General features: G+C 33.2%; 17 protein-coding genes. 12 read left to right on the top strand and 5 right to left on the bottom strand.

Features of this window, described 5'->3' with window-relative positions; all coding sequences use genetic code 11:
* Positions 1-565: 565 nt before the first annotated feature.
* Positions 566-2,539: a putative porin gene (locus tag ES675_RS15860; RefSeq protein WP_148367558.1), complete on the bottom strand. Its 1,974-nt coding sequence runs from the start codon at positions 2,537-2,539 to the stop codon at positions 566-568.
* Between the two features lie 69 nt (positions 2,540-2,608).
* On the opposite strand from ES675_RS15860, the gene ES675_RS15855 reads away from it, so the two are divergent.
* The 4 genes from ES675_RS15855 (at position 2,609) to ES675_RS15840 (ending at position 9,292) form a co-directional block, all read left to right on the top strand.
* A complete protein-coding gene (locus ES675_RS15855) occupies positions 2,609-3,208 on the top strand; it encodes a ribonuclease HII (RefSeq protein WP_066256673.1) in 600 nt (199 codons plus the stop codon).
* A 65-nt stretch (positions 3,209-3,273) separates the two neighbouring features.
* The gene (locus ES675_RS15850) at positions 3,274-5,703 is read left to right on the top strand and encodes a ribonuclease HII (protein WP_066256671.1); all 2,430 of its coding nucleotides are present in this window, start codon (positions 3,274-3,276) and stop codon (positions 5,701-5,703) included.
* Positions 5,704-5,821: 118 nt separating this feature from the next.
* A complete protein-coding gene (locus ES675_RS15845; protein WP_066256668.1) occupies positions 5,822-6,481 on the top strand; it encodes a hypothetical protein in 660 nt (219 codons plus the stop codon).
* 57 nt (positions 6,482-6,538) lie between these two features.
* A complete protein-coding gene (locus tag ES675_RS15840) occupies positions 6,539-9,292 on the top strand; it encodes a CHAT domain-containing protein (protein ID WP_066256664.1) in 2,754 nt (917 codons plus the stop codon).
* Here ES675_RS15840 and ES675_RS15835 read toward each other — a convergent pair.
* The gene (locus tag ES675_RS15835) at positions 9,285-10,007 is read right to left on the bottom strand and encodes a tetratricopeptide repeat protein (RefSeq protein WP_066256660.1); all 723 of its coding nucleotides are present in this window, start codon (positions 10,005-10,007) and stop codon (positions 9,285-9,287) included. The two genes, ES675_RS15840 and ES675_RS15835, sit on opposite strands and share 8 nt — an antisense overlap.
* The gene (locus ES675_RS15830) at positions 10,000-10,575 is read right to left on the bottom strand and encodes an RNA polymerase sigma factor (RefSeq protein WP_066256655.1); all 576 of its coding nucleotides are present in this window, start codon (positions 10,573-10,575) and stop codon (positions 10,000-10,002) included. The genes ES675_RS15835 and ES675_RS15830 overlap by 8 nt, the downstream gene beginning before the upstream one ends.
* A gap of 169 nt (positions 10,576-10,744) precedes the next feature.
* On the opposite strand from ES675_RS15830, the gene ES675_RS15825 reads away from it, so the two are divergent.
* From ES675_RS15825 to ES675_RS15800, 6 genes are all read left to right on the top strand, one after another.
* Complete coding sequence (locus tag ES675_RS15825) at positions 10,745-11,755, top strand: kelch repeat-containing protein (protein WP_066256652.1); 1,011 nt, start codon at positions 10,745-10,747, stop codon at positions 11,753-11,755.
* 136 nt (positions 11,756-11,891) lie between these two features.
* Positions 11,892-12,422 (top strand): outer membrane beta-barrel protein, encoded by a 531-nt coding sequence (locus ES675_RS15820; RefSeq protein WP_231931332.1) that lies wholly within the window; start codon positions 11,892-11,894, stop codon positions 12,420-12,422.
* Between the two features lie 283 nt (positions 12,423-12,705).
* Positions 12,706-13,287 carry a collagen-like triple helix repeat-containing protein gene (locus ES675_RS15815; RefSeq protein ID WP_066256858.1) on the top strand — a complete coding sequence of 194 codons (582 nt, stop codon included), beginning with the start codon at positions 12,706-12,708 and terminating at the stop codon, positions 13,285-13,287.
* Between the two features lie 126 nt (positions 13,288-13,413).
* On the top strand, positions 13,414-14,028 hold the full coding sequence (locus ES675_RS15810) for a collagen-like protein (protein WP_066256847.1): 615 nt from the start codon (positions 13,414-13,416) through the stop codon (positions 14,026-14,028).
* Positions 14,029-14,153: 125 nt separating this feature from the next.
* Positions 14,154-14,708, top strand: coding sequence for a collagen-like triple helix repeat-containing protein (locus tag ES675_RS15805; protein ID WP_066256844.1), 555 nt, complete (start codon positions 14,154-14,156; stop codon positions 14,706-14,708).
* Between the two features lie 104 nt (positions 14,709-14,812).
* Positions 14,813-15,862 (top strand): nucleoid-associated protein, encoded by a 1,050-nt coding sequence (locus ES675_RS15800; protein ID WP_066256840.1) that lies wholly within the window; start codon positions 14,813-14,815, stop codon positions 15,860-15,862.
* A 50-nt stretch (positions 15,863-15,912) separates the two neighbouring features.
* On the opposite strand, the gene ES675_RS15795 is transcribed toward ES675_RS15800, so the two are convergent.
* Positions 15,913-16,824, bottom strand: coding sequence for a lipid A deacylase LpxR family protein (locus ES675_RS15795; protein WP_231931335.1), 912 nt, complete (start codon positions 16,822-16,824; stop codon positions 15,913-15,915).
* 137 nt (positions 16,825-16,961) lie between these two features.
* Here ES675_RS15795 and ES675_RS15790 point away from each other — a divergent pair, with 137 nt between their 5' ends.
* Together ES675_RS15790 and ES675_RS15785 are read left to right on the top strand one after the other, a co-directional pair.
* Complete coding sequence (locus ES675_RS15790) at positions 16,962-18,584, top strand: M1 family metallopeptidase (protein ID WP_066256837.1); 1,623 nt, start codon at positions 16,962-16,964, stop codon at positions 18,582-18,584.
* Positions 18,585-18,665: 81 nt separating this feature from the next.
* On the top strand, positions 18,666-19,466 hold the full coding sequence (locus tag ES675_RS15785) for a hypothetical protein (RefSeq protein WP_066256833.1): 801 nt from the start codon (positions 18,666-18,668) through the stop codon (positions 19,464-19,466).
* Between the two features lie 13 nt (positions 19,467-19,479).
* Here the strand turns inward: ES675_RS15785 and lipB are convergent, their stop codons facing one another.
* Positions 19,480-20,199 (bottom strand): lipoyl(octanoyl) transferase LipB, encoded by a 720-nt coding sequence (lipB, locus tag ES675_RS15780; protein WP_066256828.1) that lies wholly within the window; start codon positions 20,197-20,199, stop codon positions 19,480-19,482.
* Positions 20,200-20,214 lie beyond the last annotated feature (15 nt).

Here is a 20,214-nt window from a genome sequence, read left to right as displayed (position 1 = left end):
ACTTAGCTTTTCAATAAATGCTTCTGAACGTTGCTGAAAACGTTGCCGTTTTTAGCGGCTGCAAACATACAACCTTTTTTATTCCTGCAAAGCTTTTTTTAGTTTATTTTGAAAGTTTATTTCTAATTCCAAATTACTAAATCTTTTTATGCTTTTCAAGGAACTTTGCTTTCATCAGCGCTGCTGTTTTAAGCGGCTGCAAATATACAACCTTTTTTATTCCTACAAAGCTTTTTTTGATTTAATTTGAAATTAAATTTCTAACCCCTAATTTAAACTTCTATTTTGCCTCTCAATGAACGTCGCTGCCAACTGTGTTACCGTTTTTAGCGGCTGCAAATGTACAACCCATTTCTACCCTTTTACAAACTTTTATTCATGTTTTTTTGAAATAGTTTTCTTCTTGCAGTATATCAAGTGGTTACACGGCCCGTTTTTAACTTAACAAATCATCTATAATGCCTTTTGGGTTCGCTTTGATTAACAGCTGCGTTCCTAATTTGTCGTTTTCCAATCAAAATCAACATATATAATATAGTATAATGATTACACATTAATACCTTTATTATAGGAAGAAGTTCCAGACAACGCCAAAACGAACTGCAAAATCTCGATACGGATAATTAGGTGCTGAATAAAAATCATAACCGGTCCAGGCAGAATTAAAGTGTTCTGCTTTTAAATAGATTCGTATTTGACTAATTTTTGCATTCACAAAAAAATCAAATCGTGGGAAACTACCATAGTCTTGATTGTTCTGAACATAAAACTCCGCTAACAACGGATCGTAACCATCCATCTTATAACTGGAGAAGTAATTAAAGGTTATACCTGTTTGAAGAAACAACGCGTTCTTAAAAAACCTATTGGAATACATTAATGTGTTTCGCGTAGTTAGTTCTGGCAAATTGAATACCATACCATCATCCTGTACATTCTGATACATGATGGTATTATATAAGGTAAACTTGCGAAAGAAGTCAAATCCCTTTTCCCATTTTACTTTAACGTAACTAATAGACTGATCTGTTTGAAATGGTTTCACTAAATCATCTATACCATCTTTCATAAAATAGGTATAGTCGTTTATAGTATTAAAGTCCGCCGAGATTGTTCCTAATAATTTTGAATTCACATTAAAACCGAGTTGCTGTGTTTCGGTGTTATTAAAATTACTTTGCCAATTATAGTTTTTGTAAACACTTTGATATAGTTGATAGTTATAATTTGGTGCTCGGGAGTTGTGATTTATTTGGGCTCCGAATGAAAATTTATCATTTAATCTATAGGATGCATTGGCTAATAGATAATTTCCATCAAAATCGCCAACAACATTTAAACCGGCTTCTGCATGAAGTTTAAATCCACTTATAGTTTTATCATATTGCCCACCTACAGAAACAACATCACCTTTTAACCTATTCGTTATATATTGATTATTAATCAAGGCAACTTTATCATACCCATAATTATAATTGGTATAGCCCACGCTAAATTTAACATCACCTATTATATTGTTCTTATAATTTATCCCTAATTCTGTATTAAAATTTTCTAAAGTAACCCGATCTCTTAAGCCACTAGTTTGAAAGGACTCTCCAAAATATGCAGTCTCTCGATCTTGATTGTATTCATAATACTTATCTTCAAAAGAAATAATATTACTAACACGCAGTTCATTTTTGGAAACTGAATCTTTTGGTTTAATTAAATAGTAGTTATGATCTAAGTGAAAGCGCTTACCTTTTAATATGTTTTCAGCATCTTCAAAATTAACTGCCAGAACGCCTCGATCTGTAAATTCAGGATTGCCGGATTCAAAAAACGGAATGTTATCATCTCGTACACCACCATTTTCCTGGTTCATTAAATCCTGCATGACAATGTGCGCGTTTGCGAAATACCGATTGTTTTTAGTTTTATAACTTGTGGTAAACCTAAAATTCCCTGTGCTCGTTAATATATGTTGGTATTTTCCTAATGACCTCAACCCTTTATATGCTATGGAAAAATTTAACTGTTTGGAGGTATTTACGGTAAAAAATGCATCTAGCTGCTGACCTTGCTTAAAGGCTGTTTTATAGTAAAGCTCGGTAAATGGCGTAGGCACTTCATAATAATTAATGTCTTCAATTTCCATATAATTAAAATGACGTGCTCTTGCGCCAAATAATGGCATTAAAGCATCCTTTTTATATATGTAGCTTAAGGAATTGTAGGATTGACCTACGTTTGAGAATGGCAGCAATTCAAAATTATCTCTTCGTAAATAATTAAACTTATATTCCTTCTGAATCGTTAACGTGGTATCAACATAGGTTGTATCATTACTTTCAGATATAATAAGATACTGTTCAATTCTAGCCTCTAAATTTTTAATATCCTTAATACTGGTGCTTTTGGCAGATCCTCTGGAAAGCGTATCATTATATGGTGTGTTTCTCTCAACACTTCCATCACTATTGAGTCGCCCTTTTGTTTGACCTATAAGTAAATTACCACAAAACACTAAAAAAACGACTAAAATTATTTTCCTCATAATTATTTTTTCGACCTTGCAAATGTATATACAATTTATAATAACGTCATTATATTAAGAATTATTTACATGCTAAAATTACAATATTCAGATTTTAAGTACGAATGTGGCACAGACGAAGCTGGCAGAGGCTGCTTAGCAGGTCCTGTTACTGCAGCTGCTGTTATTCTTCCTGAACATTTTGAAAACCTCATTTTAAATGATTCCAAGTTGCTTTCTGAAAAGAAAAGAAATATTTTGAAACCTATTATAGAACACGATGCATTAGCTTTTGGTTTTGCTCATATTTACCCGACTGAAATTGATAGCATCAATATATTAAATGCATCTATTTTAGCCATGCACCAATCAATAGAAACGCTTAAGATACTTCCGGAGTTTATAATTGTAGATGGCAATAGGTTTAAACCCTATCAAGACATTCCTCATGAAACCATTGTGAAAGGAGATTCAAAATTCTTGAGTATTGCGGCCGCTTCCATTTTAGCCAAAACGTATCGAGATGCTTATATGGAAACCATTCACGAAGAATTCCCCATGTATAACTGGAAACAAAACAAAGGCTATCCAACCAAAGAACATCGGGAAGCTATTCGGAAATATGGCCCTACAAAATACCATCGAAAGTCCTTTAGATTGTTACCTGAACAGTTAAAAATGGAATTGTAACTTCTGCCTATATTCATTTTAAACCTATAAATTATTTATGTAGGTTTGTATAAATTCCCTCATCAATGAAAAACATTTGGTTTTTATGTACTTTGAGTCTACTTTTTTTAGGATGTAACTCCTCTAAAAAAAAGACACAATTAATGGATTACCTCAATAATGACGCCGCTGTTATTGTTAAGGTTAAAAATGTAGGAAGTTTAAAAAGCAATATTAGCAACAATGCTTTTTTGCAAGCATTAGAAACGACTAGAAACTACAAAAACCTTTCAGAAACGTTATCACTTCTGCAGTATTTAAAAACAGAAGACGATTTATACCTGTCATTATTTAATGCGAATGATAGTTTAGATTTTTCAATTATCACCAAAATAAAACCGGATCTTTTCCTGATAGATTCTTTACCAAACCATAGTATTGAAACTTTAAAGTACGCTAAACATACCATCACCAAAAGTCAAGTAGGTAATCAAGCGCTTTTCAGCATTACCAAGGATAGTGTTTTTATAGGCGCTTCAACTAAAGCGTTATTGATAGCATCACTGGAAGATGATAAAATTCATCCAACTATAAAAGCGCTTATCAATTCATCTAATAGTGATAATCAACTTTCCGTTTTTATTAATAAGAAGAAAGACAGCCATATCAATAGCTTTTTCATTAATGAAAACATGAGCACACTAACCTTAACGGATTATTTGTTTTTTGATGTGGATATTGATCAGAACGCCATGAAATTAAATGGTGTTGTAAAGTCTGCCGATTCCACTAAAAAACTCATTGATGTTTTCAAAAACACCAAACCTCAAGAAAACAAACTAGCAACTATTACGCCTTCCAATAGTGATGGCTTTTTAAGTATGACGTTTAATGATTATGCCATTTTCAATAAAAACCTCAACGCGTTTAGAAAAGCAGACTCTACCCAAACCACTACTCTACTAGATAATGTTATTGAAACAGGTGTAATTTATGAAGGGAACAATCGCGCCATTGTATTAAACTCCTTAGATGTTTATATTACTAAAGATGCGCTGTTGAACGATCAAGATATGATTGAAACCTATCGTGATATTGAAATTTTTAATTTTAGTCAGCCCGAATTTTTCCTAAAAACATTTTCACCTTTCATCAATTTCAAAGAGGCCAACAAATACTGTATCGTAGATAATTTTATTGTATTTTCTAACAATATTGAGTTTCTTCATACTATTATAGCGAGTTATAAGAATCAAACTACCTATAGTTCTCAAAGTTCATATAAAAGTCTGAAAGACCAGTTTAGCGATGAAGCCTCTATATTAAGTGTCGTAAATCCTGATAAACTAGAAACTATTATTAATAGAAACCTTAACGACAGCTTAAATTTAAAGCTAAACGCATTTAATGCAACAGGTTTACAATTTATATATGACACTAATTTTGCGCATGTAAATGCTGTTATTCAAAAAGGAAAAACGCGAGCAGTAGAAAATGCGGTTACTGAAATGGCAGCTGTAAAAATTGATGCCGATTTATTAAACAGTCCGCAATTGGTTACCAATCATGTTACCAATGAAAAAGAAATTGCCGTTCAGGATATTAAAAACAACTTGTATCTGATTTCTAGTAGCGGAAAAATTCTTTGGAAAAAACAGCTTCAGGGTGCCATTTTAGGCAAAATTGAACAAATAGACATGTATAAAAATGGCCGACTGCAATTAGCTTTTGCCACAACAAATCGGGTTTATGTATTGGATAGAAATGGAAAGGATGTAAAACCATTCCCTATTAAATTCAATGGTGCTATTACGCAACCGCTTTCTGTATTTGATTATGATGGCAATAGAAAATACCGCCTAATGGTTACACAAGGTAAAAACGTGTTGATGTTGGATGACAAAGGTAAATCGGTTAAAGGTTTCAATTTTGAAAAAGCTGCTGATAACCTTATCCACCAACCACAACATATTAGAATTGGCAGAAAAGACTATTTATTATTTAAAACAGCAAACAAGCTATACATTTTAGATCGCGTTGGAAAAACACGTGTTACACCAAAAGCGACTTATACATTTTCAGATGAAGCCGTATATTTATACAAAGGTAATTTTGCAACCACTACAACAAACGGTAAGTTAGTAACTATTGATACGAAAGGAAATACGGCAGCTCAAGATTTGGGCTTAACCGATCAGCACTATTTAGAAACCACCAGTAAAACGCTTGTAGCATTATCAGAAAACAGATTAACCATAAAAAGTAATACTTACGAATTGGATTACGGTAATTATAGTAAACCAAACATCTTTTACCTCAACGACAAAATTTACGTGTCGGTTACCGATAAACAAACCCAGAAAGTATTCTTGTTTGATAGTAATGCCAAACTGCTTTCAAACTTTCCTGTTTATGGTACATCTCAAATAGATATGGCGAATATGGATAAAGGCAGAAACCTAGAGTTTGTAACAAAAGGCAGTAGTAACACCATTTTAATCTATCAGATAAACTAATTATAATCAGCTATTTGAAACATAAAAAAATTGTTTTCACAATAATATGTCCATAAAAGTGTTAACTTTATAACATGGGCTTTATTAATAAGTCTAAATGACTATAATATTTTAAATTATGAGAAAAAACCTTTTTGTATTAGCATCCTTCGTACTCGTACTGGTTACGGTATTTAGTTGTGATGATGATGATAACCTAAATAACGGAAACGACAATCAAATTGTACTGACTACTGAAAACAATTTATACGAAGGCGATTTATACGCATTGTATTTAGAAAAAGAAGTCAGCAATACTCAAAACACCATTGCGCTCTTACAAGATATTATTGACGCTGGTCAAGGTACTCCTGAAATTGAATTGCAATTAGACGAAGCAGAACAACAATTAGAGATCCAAAATTCCAATTTGGCTATCCAAATGGGAGTAGAAGCTGAATATGTTTTACCACCACGTGTTCCAAGAAGACCACCAAACCCACCAAACCCACCTTCACCATGTCAAGGAACATGTTTTCCGTTAGATGGTGGTTTTAATTTTATAACCATTACACCAGACATAGCAAGTGTAAACATTAGGTTTCTAGATTATAATACGGAAGATGAAATTGAAACCGTTATGTTTAATAACTTTTCACCTTCTGAAAATTATAATGGGGTTGTATCTATTCAACCTGGTTCTTTGAACAAATTCACGGGTCAAGTAATTATTATTGTAGAAAGAGAGAATGTTAATGGAGCTACTGCATCTTACAGCTTAAATGCTAGATTCTATTAATTTCAATAATATAACATTATAAAAAAGCTTTTTGTAACTTTACTTAAAGCTTTTTTTATGCGATACTATTACCTCCTTATTTTTTTAGTTTTGACCGCTTTCTGTAGTTATGCTCAAGAAGATTTTTTAATTGATGAGATAGGCGACAATTTAAACGAAGATTTCGGTAAGGCATATCAATACTATTATAGTAATAAAGATTCCACATACTTTTATTTCAATCGCGTAAAGCAAACGGCAAATAAGTATAATTTTATCGAGTATCAACTAGAAGCTTTGATACGAGAATCATGGGCCGCCAGTTTTCATAATGATTTATACATCATTAAAGAAAACATTCAACAATTAGATTCTATTCAATTAAATAACAAAAAAGAATTGGATACCATCTACTTGAAAAACTATTATACATCTTCTATAACATATACAAAAGGGCTGTATGAATATGACTTGAATAATTATAAGCCCGCTTTAATGCATTTTAATGAGTTTATTAGAACTTGTGAAGAAAACCAAAATTACTACGAAGACACTGAAATTTTAAAGCTTTATTTGTCCGCTACTACTTTTGTAGGTAAACTGTATGTAAATGAAGGCAAATATAAACTGGCTAAAGACTTCTATGAAAAAACCTTAAGAACTATAAATCAAAACACGGGATTTGACATGAGTTTTTCCAACAATATTCAAATACTGTTGGCTGATATTCATCAAAAAGAAGGGCAATTTGAAAAAGCCAATGCGAGTATTTTAAAGGTTTTGCATTATTATATTGACGTAACAAAAAACAGCAATCGGATTATTACATCGTATCAACGCATTATTGATAACCATTTAAAACTCAAACAAACGGATAGCGCTATCTATTATTTACAAAAAATGAAACCTTTTGTTACTGAAGCACATCCGCTTTTTGATCGGTATTATACATCAAGTGCTCATATTAGTGAAGCAGAAGGCAATTATGCGGAAGCCGAAGTGGATTTGCAAACCGTAATAGATATTTTAAAAGCAAACCCACAATCCATTGAAAACAACAAATTAGCACAAGCTTACCAAGAAATGGGCTCGTTACATATGCAGTTTAATCAGCCCAAAAAAGCTTTGGTTCAATATCAATTTGCAGAACAAAATTTAAAGGAGAATAAGACAACCATAAATCAGACCAAGTATCTTCAACTTTTAAAACATAAAACACAGGCTTTAAATAGTCTGGAATTGTATAATCCAAGTTTAGAAACAACGCATGAAGCCATAGCAATACTTGACGCTTTAAAACCAACCTTCAAAAACAATTCAGACAAACTCTTTTTAATAGATGATGCCTTTCCTGTTTTTGAATCTGCTTTGGAAGCCAATTTTAAGTTATATCAAGAAACCCAGCTAGACAGTTTAATTGATACCGCATTTTATTATTCAGAAAAAAGTAAATCGGTTCTTTTAATGGAAGCGCTTTTAAGCACGAAAGCCACGAAATTTGCTAACATTCCTAATCATATTATTGAAGAAGAACAGATCTTAAAATCGCGTATCACCTATTTGGAAAAGCAATTGAACACTGCAAAAAACACCGATTTGGAAGCTGAATTGTTCGATACCCAAAACAGCTATCGCGAATTAATAACCAAAATTGAAACCGATTATAAAACCTATTACGATTTAAAATACAATTCCGAAGTAATCAGCTTACCAGAATTACAGAAATTTTTGAAACCTAATACAGCGTTAATATCCTATTTCTATGGAAATGATGCTATTTATAGTATTACCATTACTAAAAACAGCAAAGCTATACAGCAACTAAAACGAGATGTGGTATTAGATGAAGCTATTATTTCGGTTTATAATATGCTGAATAACCCGAAATCAGATTTGGAAGCACTTAATAAAAAAACATTTCAATTGTATTCCCAATTCGTGGCACCAAGTATTGAGAACGTTTCAGAAAAAAATATCATTATTATAGCGGATGGCTTATTAAATTACTTGCCATTTTCTAGTTTATCTGTAACGGGTTCAACAGAATATCTGGTTGAGAATCGTGCTATTAGTTATGTAAATTCGGCCACTTTACTCCAGCAGCTTTCAGACGGCGAATCTATTAACAATAAAGTTTTAGCCTTTGCTCCTAGTTTTGATGGCCAAGATACCAACAACCTATTATCCTTACCAAATAATAAGAATGAAGCTACAGATATTTTAAACTATTTCAACGGTAAAACATTAACTGAGAGTCAAGCAACACTGCAAAATTTCAATACCGAAAGTGCTGATTTTGGCTTATTACATTTTGCAACCCATGCCATTTTAGATGATGAAAATCCCGAGTATTCCTATTTGGCATTTCAACCAGATGGGAATAGCAATTTATTATATGTAAGTGATTTATATAATTTAAATAGCAACACCAGTTTGGTAACATTAAGCGCTTGCGAAAGTGGTATGGGCGATTTAAAACGTGGTGAAGGCTTTATCAGTTTAGCTCGTGGCTTTTACTTTAGTGGTGCAAAAAGTATTGCTAGTACCTTATGGAAAATTAATGATGGGTCGTCCTCAAAAATCATGGATGCTTTCTACAAAAATCTATCCGAAGGCGATGATAAAAATGTGGCTTTACAAAAAGCACAATCGGCATTTATACATGATAATAGCCAAAATGCATTGGCGCATCCTTATTATTGGTCAGGTTTTGTAATATCTGGAAATATGCAAGCTATTGAAACGACCAACAATTGGATGTGGTATACTCTTGGAACTTTAAGCTTTTTAGTGCTTTTGTTTCTGTTTATAAAACGCCGGAAATCTAATTGAGTTCTTCTAACAAGGCTTTTGCTTTGGCTTGATTATAACTGTAATTAGCAATCAGGTTTTCTAAATGAATTTTGGCTTGCTCTTTGTCTTTATCCTTTATAGCTATGAGTGCTAAATACCAAGTAGATTCTGCAACAAAATCAGAATGATCATCTTTCACAATTTCCGTGAATAGTGTTTTGGCATCGTCTATATTTTCCAACCCTAAATGAGCTTGTGCTTTATAAAATGGAATATAGTTTTGTGCTGTTGTTTCTGAAAGCGCATCAAATTTCTCAATAGCTGTTTCATAGTTTTTAGTTTCGTAGGCTACAAAAGCTTCACGTTCTAATGTGTTTTCATCATCGCCTCTCGTAATGGTGTAAACGGTATTGGGATATTCACTGAAATTCGTGTTGTATAAATTGGAATAATTTGTTCCAAAAAAGGAGTTATAGCCAAACCAGCCAACCAATAAAACAAGGGAAGCTGCTACAGCTAAATAACGATAATTAAAGGACTCCGTTTTTTTGGAATTAATATCGTGTTCAAAACCTTGCAGTTTGGTTTTTAACACATCAGACTCATGACTTTTAATAGCTTTTTTTAAGCTATTTTCATATTCGAATTCAGCCTTAAATTCTTCATCTGATTCTAGGAGTGTCTGAAAAACCACCTCCTGTTCAGCCGTTAAGCTGTTAGAAAAGTAGTGATATAATAAATCTTGATTAGTCATTGCTATTGCTATTAATACGTTCTTTAAGGGTTTTCATACAGCGAGATTTGGCGCTCTTTACCACATTTTCACTGGTATATTCACTGGTTGCTATAATATCTTTAATGGAATAACCTCTATAATAAAATAAGGTTAATAATTCTTGACATTTTTTTCCAAGTGTTCCAAAATACTTCTTCAATAATACTTGTTCCGTGGTCAAATCGTTTGGATCTAAATCAAACGAGGCATCAACGAGTGCATCGCGTTCTCTAATAAGCGACAAATCAAAATCTGGATTTATAGTCTTATTATTTTTCTTCATTTTATCAAAAATTAAATACTTCCCAATGCTAAATAAATAGGTGGAAATGGTACTTGTAAATTCTTCAACTTTACCTTCCATCACATTATTATAGAAAATAATATATGCATCTTGATAGACATCTATTGTGTCATCCTGTGGCAAATTATACTTTCTAGCAAAATTCAGAAACTTATCTCTATTGTCTTCATATATCTGTTTGAATAACAAATCTGAGCCTTGTTTTAAATCTTCAATCGTTATGTTCTCTTGAACGCTTTCCATTTAATATCCTAGAATTAAAAAGGTTAACATACTACCGCTAATTTAACTTATTTTAAGAAAAGTCCCTTACAATTCTTACAAATCTGAATTATTTTTCAATCAAATAGCATTTTCATGTTAACCTTTAATATTAGCAATCATAAAATATTACAATTTTAAAACACATATTATGAAACGTATAACAAAACATCTATTTCAAACCTTTATGGTGACGCTTTTAATATTCAATTGTAGCGCAGATGACGAACCTATTGATGGACCTGCACCAGCATCTACTATAAATTTAGAGTTTGACCTCACAACCAATCAAGATCAAATGGGCGATTTTGCTAACAATGCCATGGCGGTTTTTAACGGTAAGGTTTGGTCTTTTGGTGGATCTAATGATTATGTTGCTGAAGGCGATTCTACTGATGAATTATGGAATAGCAGCAACGGAACCAATTGGGCTTCTACCGATACTGGCGGAACCTTGACAGCTTCTGGCAGACACGAACACACATTGAGTGTTTTTAATGGAAAAATGTATTTAATTGGTGGTCGCGATAATGATGATAACTTATTAAGCGACATTTGGGTAACGGATGATGGCACCACATGGTCTAGACTCATGGAACTGGCACCTTTTGGCCAAGTTTCTGGACATAGCACCTTAGTATTAAATGGAAAAATGTACGTGATTGGTATAAACTATAGTACAGGAAACACCAAAGTTTGGTCTAGTAGTAACGTTACAGACTGGACTGAAGAAACCGCCAATGCATTTCCGGGTTTAAAACGCTATAAAGCCATTGTAAAAAACAATGCTATGTATGTGGTTGGAGGCGATAAAACAACATCCGAATTAACCAATGAAATTTGGAGAAGTTCCAATGGTGATAGTTGGTCATTAGTTACGCAAACAAGCACAACATTGCCAGCAATTAAAAGACATACCGTTACCGTTTTCAACAATAAAGCGTATGTAATTGGTGGTCATACCGCAAGTTCAGAACATACCAATACCATTTACTACTCCTCAGATATGGAAAATTGGTTCATTTATACAGACAGTAATCCGTTAGAGGAAATCAATAGCCATGCAACGCTGGTTTACACTAGTGATTTATGGGTTTTTGGTGGATCTAGAGCGGGAACAGCCGGTAGGACTGGAAAAATCTGGCGCATTATGGAGTTTTAAAGCATACAAAACCTATTAATAATTAATTATATGTTTTAAACAGAAACAAAATTCTGTTTTGTCATGCGCGAATGTTAACCTTTCAATTTAAAAGACATTAATAAGAAAACAATATTAAAATCTAACAATTTAAAACATGAAACAAATGAATCAGAAATCATTTAGAAATTACACGTTTATTTTAGCCGGAATGATGCTACTATTTACAACTGCAAAAATGCAAGCACAAATTGCCATTGGTGGTGGTTTGGGTTATAATGAAAAAATTTCAGGTCCGGGTATTACGGTAAAAGCTGAATTTAATATTACAGATGCTATTGCGGTTTCACCAGGCGTGACTTATTTTTTTGGGAATAGCTTATATGGTTTTAATCAAAACACATTAGCAGTGGATTTGAATGCGCATTACTTTTTTCACCTAATTGAAAATAAGCTTAAAATTTATCCACTTCTTGGTGCCAACTACTCCAATTATAAAACAGGCGCTTCCTATTACAGTTATTATTATGATACGTATGAAGTTAGTGATAGTGCTTTTGGTGTCAATATTGGCGCTGGAGGAAGATGGCAATTTTCAGAAAAATTAAGTGTGTATTTAGAACCTAAATATGTGGTAAGCGATTATGAACAAATTATAATAAATGCTGGAATCCTCTTTCAACTCTAAAAACAGAACATTTTATTTTATTTGAATTAGTCTTCAGATAAAAAAGCCAAAAGTTTATGACTAACCTCGTTTAAACTTTTGGCTTTTTACATTTTTAATCCCAAACAAAAATAGCTTTGGAACATTTGTTATATACTTTGAAACATTTGTGCTATCCTATATTAAAGCCTCAAACTAGATTTGTTCCTGTAAAAGATTTCGGTTTTTTTATACGGTATGTTAACCTTTCAAAAGGGTAACCATTAAATAGAAAACAATATAACAATCAATAAACTTTAAAATTATGAAAACACAAACAATTCAAACAATGATGTCAAAAACAAAATTTGTACTACTGGCTTTTTTAGTCGCCTTTAGTTTCTCGTGTTCAACCGAAGATGGTAACGATGGTGCGGCTGGTCCAATTGGTCCTGCGGGATCCAATGGAGCAGATGGAACAGATGGCAATGCTAATGTGCAAACCTTTGTGTTTGACACATCAGCAATGTCTGGGAGTGCTTTTACATTAAATATTCCTGAAATCACACAAGACGTTATTAATAATGATGTAGTATTAGGTTATATAACAACTTTTGATGCCTACACGCATTCAATACCAGGAGCTGTATATGGAGGAAGCTATCTTGCAAGAGCGTATTGCATCCCGAGTACATATAAAATTACATACAACAATTGGGATGGTTCTTCACATTCAGTTACTGCAGGAGATTATAATACTGCAAAAATTATTATCATAGAATCTTCAAGTACAACAACTGGAAGATCTGTGCAAGGAAAACAACAAATTTACAACGAGCTTAATCAAGCTGGCGTGGACATAAACGATTACCATGCTGTTTGCGATTATTACGGAATTGATTATTAAATATACCCTTAAGTTTCTTAATTAAACCGAAGCCGAAAAGCTTCGGTTTTTTTATGAGTTATGTTAACCTTTTTAAAAAACTAACATTAAATAGATAACAAACAAGAATCAATAAACTTTAAAATCATGAAAACAATTTCAAAAACAACGCAAACAAACATTTCAAAATTCAAGTACCTGTTATTAGCCCTATTGGTAACTTTTAGCTTTTCATGCTCTCCGGAGGATGGAAATGATGGTGCTCCTGGCCCAACGGGAATTGACGGAACTAATGGCACGAACGGAACAGATGGACAAGATGGACAAGATGGGAATGCTAATGTTATTGCATCCGATTGGTTTGGACCAGATGGTCAAACATTTGTAACCAATGGATACACAAAATATGCCGAATTTGATGTTAATGTACCTGAATTAACAAACGACATAATTGATGGCGGTGTTATATTGGTATATTCCAAATTCACCAACTTTGTTCCTGAAGTTTGGCCAGCTGGAAATACAGCACTTTTACCAATTACTATAAGTGGGGGAACCACAGATCATGTGTTTACATTTTATACTGAAACGACTAATATTAACTTTCGCTATGGTCGGGAAGGACCAGCTCCTACTTGGGAATTTTCAAATACAGCCCGTTTTAGATATGTTTTAATTCCGAGTGCAGAGGCCAAAAATAGTTTAGATTATTCTAAAATGACCTACGAAGAAGTTATGAATCATTTTGATTTAGAACTATAAAATTTCCCTAACATGTATTAAAATTCGAAGTTAAAAGCTTTGGATTTTTTTTGTAGTTATGTTAACCTTTCAAAAAAGCAACCATTAAGTAGAAAACAATATAGCAATCAATAAACTTTAAAATTATGAAAACACAAACAATTATGTCTAAAACAAAATTTGTACTACTCGCTTTTTTAGTAGCCTTTAGTTTTTCTTGCTCAACTGAAGACGGGAACGATGGTGCTCCAGGAGCTGAAGGGCCACAAGGACCTGCAGGAACAGATGGTAATGCCAATATAATAGTAAAAACAGTAATACCAGATCCAGGACCATATTTAACTTGGACCGTTGGATCTTACCTTGGTAATAATGCAAATGTACATGCAATAACTGATACTGATATTTCGCAAGATGTATTAGATAATTCAATGATCGTTGTTTATTTTCAACTTCGTGGAAGAGACACTTGGTATCCTATGACTTATAGTTTTGTTGACGGTAGTGGAAGTGAGATAATTACCTTTACTACAGGCTTAAACAATTTAACAATCTATGCTTATACAGATTCTGGTGTATTGAACGCTGTAATAACTAAAGTGAAATATTATATAATTGATAGTTCCAATAATAAAACCCAATCGATAGATTATACTAAAATGAGCTATGAAGAAATCATGAATCATTTTGATTTAAATTAATAAATACATAATCAAATTCATATTTAAACCGAAGTTAAAAGCTTCGGTTTTTTTATGCCTTTTTATTGCAAAATGATTAGTATTGTAATCTGAAATTTTAGATTATGATATCCCGTAAAAACGCTTCCATTTCCAAATGTATTATTCATAAAGTGGGTAATAAACACAACAATACTAAAAATGCTTTTTCTGAAAAAGAAGTCATTTTTGATGAAGCCAGTTATGAATTGATGTTACCGTTTTTATTACGGCCATTTGCATCTGTAGTACAATCATATCGTTTTAATCATCACGCCGATATTTCGCTTAATGAAATAAACACGTACAGCAATCAGATTTTTACAGAAGACGATAATTTTATTGAAACCTCACAACATATCGTAAAGCATTTATTTGAGCAATCCAATTCCGCACAAATTAAAACAGGCGATGTGCTAGTCGTACTTTTTGAAGGTATTGAGTTTAACGAAATGACCACCAATGCTATTGGGATTTTTAAAATTGAGAACAAGGTGAATTTCTTTCAAACCTATTTGGAAAACAATAGTTATGACGTTTTAGTACAAAAAGGCATCAGCAGTAAAAAAGTAGATAAAGGCTGTTTAATTTTAAACCAGAGTGATACGGAAGGACGCATTATTTTTAGTGCCGACAATAATAATTACGACACGCAATATTGGACCAATCACTTTTTAAATATAAAATATGCTGATGATGCCAATAGCCATACCCAACAATATATTGAGTTATGTAAAGATTTTTCTGAAGACATTTTAAAAATATCCTACGGAAACCAAGAACAAAACACATTTTTAGCCAAGACTATCGATTTCTTTAAAGAGCATGAGGTTGTCAATGTAGAAACGTTCAAGGATGAATTATTTGAGGAAGACAAACACAAATCCTTGTTTGACGATTATAAGAAAACCTTTGAAAGCGAAAAAAACCTCGTTATTCGGAATCAGTTTGATGTGGCAGAACTCGTTGTTAACAAAGAAAAGAAAAAGATTAAAACTGAAATTAAACTGGACACCAACATTCAAATAAAATTAGATATTGATGCTCCTGAAGCATCCAGTGAATATCTGGAACGCGGTTATGACGACGAAAAGAAAATGCATTACTACAAAGTATTCTTTAATGTAGAAGGGTAGAATGATTGGTGATTGGTGATTGGTGATTGGTGATTGCAAAAAAAGGTTGATTAGAATGTAAATCCAATTTTTATTCCACCATATTTTGCAGCATCACCCGATTCAAATTCACGTGTCATTGCAGATCTAGCATATTCAAAATACAAGGTTTTAGTCTGTATAACCAACCCATAATTAAAGGTTGCCGTAAAACGTTCAATATTGTTAGAACTTATAGTATAAACACTTTTTCTATTAAATAAACTACCTTGCAATGTGGCATCATAACCTATCACATTTCCTACGGTTTCAGCATAAGCATACACACGAAAACCGGTTCTTTTTTCAGAAGCTGAAAATGGTGTGTTAATTATTCCTAATGTGGTGTTTAATCCTAAAGATGCATTTGTAAATAACGTACCTATCTCTGCTCCTGTTTCCGCTTGTAAAGAAAAGACCTTCTTAAAATTCACCAATTGCTGTTCATAATCTACACTATAATTTATAACAACATCGTTTTTAATTTGATGTTTCCAACCTTGAGGAATTTTGTTTCCTGTGGCTTCATGGATACCCACTTGCATTTCTTTTCCAAAAGCACCTGGTCCTATAATACCAAAACTATATGATTGTGATAAACGAAATTTTTCTTCTGTATTTGTTGCAATTATAAAAGATTTCAACATAATGGCAGCTGCAAACGGTCGGTCTCCAAATTGGATTTCTGGACTTGCATAATCATTAGGTGTAAAACCAATATGCTCAATGGCTAATCCATATTTTAAGCTGGATTCGGTCGTTTTAAAAAACAGACTATTTATGGGATTCTTTTTCAAACTTGGCATCACCAACTCCAAATTATAACCTTGTGTATAGTTTTCATCGGTTGCAGCAAAGTAATCATTATCATAATTAAATCGGAAATAGCGTTCGCTGTCTATATCGCGAAACGATTTAAAGTGTTCTATTTTTTGAGAAAACATAGAACCTGTTACCATAAAAAAAATGCCGAGCGATACCAATTTTAACTTCATACCCATACCTACGAGAAATATAACATCATGGTTTTGAATTGTAAACTGAATAGTCGAACTTGAATCCTTCTAAAATCAAGTTTGCTATGAAACAACTTCAAATACTTACAACCCTATTTATTATGCTTATTATTTGTCCATTAACTGCTCAAAATCGCGATATCAGTTATATGACATCTGGTGGCGAAATCCATCCGCTTCAAGCTAATATGGATATCAGGCATTACACCATTGATTTAGATGTGGATATTACCAACGAATTCATAGCAGGATTTGCCGAAATTGATATCCTTTTAAACAAACCAACCGATTCGTTATTATTCGATTTAGTCCATTTTTTAAAAGTAGAAAGCATATCGGTTAATGGAAAAACGACCGAATTCTTTCAGAAAAAAGACTACATATATATAATAAACAAAACCGGTTTTTCAGCAGGACAACAAACCGTGAAAATTGATTATGGCGGAAAACCGCCTGTAGCTATCAAACCACCTTGGGATGGTGGCTTCACGTGGACAACCGATAAAAGTGGAAATCCGTGGGTTGCTATTAATTGCCAAGGCGAAGGTGGTAAAGTGTATTTCCCATGTAAAGATCATCCAAGTGATGAACCTAATGAAGGCGTGGATCTATATGTAACCGTACCCAATGGCCTAAAAGTTGCTAGTTTTGGAATGCTTCAAAGTGAAACTCCAATGCCAAACAACAAAACCCAATTCCATTGGAAAACCAATTATACCATTAGTAATTACTGTGTGGTTTTTAATATTGCCGATTATCATGTGGAAAAACGCATGTACACAACCATTGATAATAATGAGGTTCCCATGGAATTTTATATTCTGGCGGAGGACAAAGAACATGCGAATAAGGTATTAGACATTCGGGAACGCGACACACGAGTTTTAGAAAAATATCTTGGTGAATATCCTTGGGTAAACGAAAAGATAGGGATAGCTCATGTGCCAAATCCCGGTATGGAACATCAAACCATGGTTACTTTTGGTGATCCCTTTGATTTTAAACTCATTTATGGACAACCGTATTCAGCCAATTTATACCATGAATTTGGACATGAATGGTTTGCTAATAAAGTTACCAATAGCGATTGGACGCACATGTGGATTCAAGAAGGAATTGACACCTATATTGAGTCGTTTTTATTTAAAGAAATTGGTGGTGAAAAAGCCTACGATAGTATTATTGGAACCTTTAAAAAACGGATTAAAAACCAGCAACCATTGGTTTTAGGCAATCATGAAACGGAAGCCGCAATATATACCAGTGATATTTATTTTAAAGGTGCCTTTTTTATGCATTCGTTAAAAACTGTTATTGGTGATGATGTGTTTTTCAAAACCCTAAAAGAACTTGCCAACAACCCCATTTACACCTATGACAATACCGTAACAACGGATGATGTGGAACAACTTTTCAGTGAACGTTCTGGTAAAGATTTAAAACCATTTTTCGATTTTTATTTACGAACCATCAATAAACTAAACGTAGACGTTACAAAAACAGGCGATTCAAATTATACCATTTCAACAAATAATGCACCTATTCCTATGCGCATAGAAATTACGACGAATACAGGAATACAGACAGTTTTATTAGAAAAAAACAAACCATTTGTTATTTCTAGTGAAACCTCACCAATTTTAGATGCAGGTGATAATTTTTTAAGCAACATGACATATAATGAATAGCACGCAAAATTTCACTGAATGCATTAATTTAAAATCTGATGACTGTTTAATTTTAGCCATCTATTAAACCATTAAAACCTCATGAAAAAAACGCTCCAAATTAGTAACGGTATCGCTTTGGTTTCCACCATAATTATTAATTATTTATCCAATACAGGAAACATAAACAACACAACAATTGGTGACGTTTCAAACAATTTAAATTCCCTGTTTACTCCCGCTGGTTATGCATTTTCCATTTGGGGATTTATATACTTACTACTTCTAGGGTTTATTGTTTACCAAGGTAGAAGCTTATTTGTAAAAGTCCGCAATGACGATTTCATTTTAAAAACAGGTTGGTGGTTTGTTATATCGTGTGTCGCAAATAGTGCGTGGGTTTTTGCTTGGCTTTATGGTTACACCGGATTATCCTGTGTTTTTATATTCTTATTATTAATAGCGCTTCTTAAAATAGTTATTAATAATGTCATGGAATTATGGGATGCTCCCATTTCAATTATCGCATTTGTTTGGTGGCCATTTGTATTTTATAGCGGTTGGGTTACGGTTGCTAGTATTGCAAACGTATCATCCTATTTAGTGAAAACTGATTGGGATGGTTTTGGAATTTCACCCGTTACATGGACTATTATTATGATTGGTATTGCAACTATTATTAATTTACTGGTCACTTGGCAACGCAATATGCGCGAATTTGCTTTGGTTGGTGCTTGGGCTTTGATTGCCATTGCAGTTGCCAATAAATCGGATCAGGAAACAATTTATATAACGGCTATTATTGCTGCTGGAATTTTAATTGTCAGTTCGGGAATTCATGGTTTTAAAAATCGTACAACCAGTCCGTTTATAAAATTAAAGGAATATCGCAATCAGACATAATTTCAATAATAAATTACTTAACCGAAACGGATTCTGCAATAAATGATGATTCAAAAAGTGCCGAAAAATGCGTTAATAATTTCGCTTTTACTTCGGTTTCATCTATCGTTCGTTTTCCTAATTCAACGTTTAATGAGGTAACCGCTTTGCCTTTAATACCACACGGAATCATATTATCAAAATAGCCCAAATCGGCATTGACATTCAAGGCAAATCCATGCATGGTAACCCAACGACTCGCGCGAACTCCCATAGCACATATTTTTCTGGCAAATGGTGTTCCTACATCCAACCATACGCCTGTTTCTCCAGGACTACGTTCCGCTTTCAGGCCATATTCTTCTAACGTTAGAATAATCATTTCCTCTAAAAGGCGTAAGTATTTATGAATATCGGTAAAGAAATTTTCTAAATCCAAAATCGGATAACCCACTATTTGTCCAGGTCCATGATAGGTAATATCGCCACCACGATTCACTTTATAGAATTTAGCGCCTTTTTCTACTAACTGCTTTTCAGAAATTAATAGGTTGGACATATCGCCACTTTTCCCAAGCGTATACACATGCGGATGTTCTACAAGTAAGAAATAATTAGGCGTTTCTAGATTAGCATCCTCTCGCCTATTCTTAATTTTAGTATCAACCACATCCTTAAAAAGAGCCTCTTGATATTCCCAAATGTCTTTGTAATCGCGTAGTCCTAATTCTTGTAAAGTAATCTGCTTATTCATAGATGGCAAAATTAC

The sequence above is a fragment of the Algorimicrobium algoritergicola genome (assembly GCF_008086165.1).
In the GTDB taxonomy this organism is placed as follows: domain Bacteria; phylum Bacteroidota; class Bacteroidia; order Flavobacteriales; family Flavobacteriaceae; genus Algorimicrobium; species Algorimicrobium algoritergicola.
This window is presented reverse-complemented; position numbering and strand designations above follow the sequence as displayed.